Below are 1,548 nucleotides of genomic sequence, written 5' to 3' on the forward strand. Positions count from 1 at the left end.
TTCTTCCATCAACAAACAGCAGGCTACGAATGCTCAACCAATTAACGATGTTAGTATTACCACGTCTAAAACTACAGTTGTCGGTGAAAAGGCTGATGGAAGTCGGCATTCGTGCCTGCTTACAAATGTAGGCCCTTCAACTGTTTACTTTAAATACGTTCCTCTTGGAGTCGATCCGACTGCCAATACTGTGATTGTTTCTGGAACTGTCTACGATTTTTCGTTGGCTCCCGGTGAGAAGTTTACAGATGATAATTCCAGTCAAAATGCCATCGTCGGCATTTGTACAGGAGTGCTAACAACAACTGCCAAAGTTAAAGTTACTGAATACATCTATTCTTAAGCGTTAAAGAATGATGTGACGGTAAGAATACAGCGCTAAACATATAAACAAATATGGATAGCGCAAAACCAACAGCAGCTATTACCAACTCTCTCGAAATAACACTAACTATTGAATTCAAGGCTGATAATTTATGACGACATTAAGTTACACCGCATTAGCTGAAAAATTACCCGCCGGTTCAATTGAATTTGTCGGAAATAATCAAGTCAAGCTTAACTTGAGTTTAGCAACAGATTCCGGCGCAGCACTTACGTTAGGTTCTTCATGCGTCAAAGGCATTGTCAAGCTGATGCAAGCTCTATCCGCTCTTACTGAGCAAGTAAATGAAGCGAGGATTGATGCTAATCTTCCACCGATTCAATTTGCGTCTCAGGAAATAACAGGGACACCAGAAGCGCCAGAGTTTGAATTTACAGTGCGCGTCAAGGTGGATACTGCTTTATTTGTTGATAATCTTGATGACCCCACTGATTAATTATGATTAACAATTCTTCTACCACGATTGAAGTTGCTAAATTTAGCAATTGCCTTCATGGGGACAAAGATTTGACCGGGACTGTTGGCGATACAGTTTTAAATGCCAATAGTAACAGGCAGTATGCAGCTTTTATAAACAATTCTTCCTCTGATATCACTTTGATTTTGGGTGACAAATCTAAAGGTGCTATTGGTCGAGGGATTGTTTTAAAGCCAAGAGGCAGTTACGAAATTAACCAATCCAATCTTTACATTGGAAAAATCTCAGCTATTTCTGCCAGTAATTGTAAATTAACTTTCACGGAGTGTATTGAATAATGGGTTTATATAATCCAGCTACAGCAACATTAGTTGAATCAACTAGTGGCACTTCAACTGCTACTACAGTTGCTTCTAGTACAACTAACACTACAATCTTGGCTGCCAATTCCAACCGCAAAGGTGCAACGATTTGGAATGATAGTACCGCCACTTTATATCTAGAGTTTGGTGCAACAGCAACAACAAGCGCATTTACTGCCAAATTATCAGCCGGCGGATATTTTGAAGTGCCATTTCATTACACTGGGGTAATTAGTGGTATTTGGTCGGCTGCTAATGGTAATGCTTTGGTGAGGGAGTTGACATAATGCCTTTGTATATCCCCTCTGTTTCTAATGGACTTACTTACATCCAATTAAGAGAACTTCAGCCATCTGGAACAGAAGGGGGAAATGCTACAGCAG

Annotated in this window: 4 protein-coding genes; all 4 read left to right on the top strand. The window is 40.1% G+C overall.

The genetic code is table 11. The annotated features are described in order from the left end of the window. Positions 1-343, top strand: a 343-nt coding sequence (locus RM368_RS38385; protein ID WP_322698914.1) for a hypothetical protein, incomplete at its 5' end; no start/stop codon positions are given. Between the two features lie 133 nt (positions 344-476). Next, positions 477-821 (top strand): hypothetical protein, encoded by a 345-nt coding sequence (locus RM368_RS38390; RefSeq protein ID WP_322698915.1) that lies wholly within the window; start codon positions 477-479, stop codon positions 819-821. A 2-nt stretch (positions 822-823) separates the two neighbouring features. Continuing rightward, the gene (locus tag RM368_RS38395) at positions 824-1,141 is read left to right on the top strand and encodes a hypothetical protein (RefSeq protein ID WP_322698916.1); all 318 of its coding nucleotides are present in this window, start codon (positions 824-826) and stop codon (positions 1,139-1,141) included. Then, entirely contained in the window at positions 1,141-1,452 is a 312-nt protein-coding gene (locus RM368_RS38400) for a hypothetical protein (protein WP_322698917.1), read from the top strand. The genes RM368_RS38395 and RM368_RS38400 overlap by 1 nt, the downstream gene beginning before the upstream one ends. Positions 1,453-1,548: the final 96 nt, after the last annotated feature.

This window comes from Nostoc sp. DedSLP03, assembly GCF_034530815.1.
Taxonomy (GTDB): domain Bacteria; phylum Cyanobacteriota; class Cyanobacteriia; order Cyanobacteriales; family Nostocaceae; genus Nostoc.

Coding starts and splice junctions, on each gene's coding strand:
- RM368_RS38390 (WP_322698915.1), top strand. CDS start 477: ATGACGACATTAAGTTACACCGCATTAGCTGAAAAATTACCCGCCGGT.
- RM368_RS38395 (WP_322698916.1), top strand. CDS start 824: ATGATTAACAATTCTTCTACCACGATTGAAGTTGCTAAATTTAGCAAT.
- RM368_RS38400 (WP_322698917.1), top strand. CDS start 1,141: ATGGGTTTATATAATCCAGCTACAGCAACATTAGTTGAATCAACTAGT.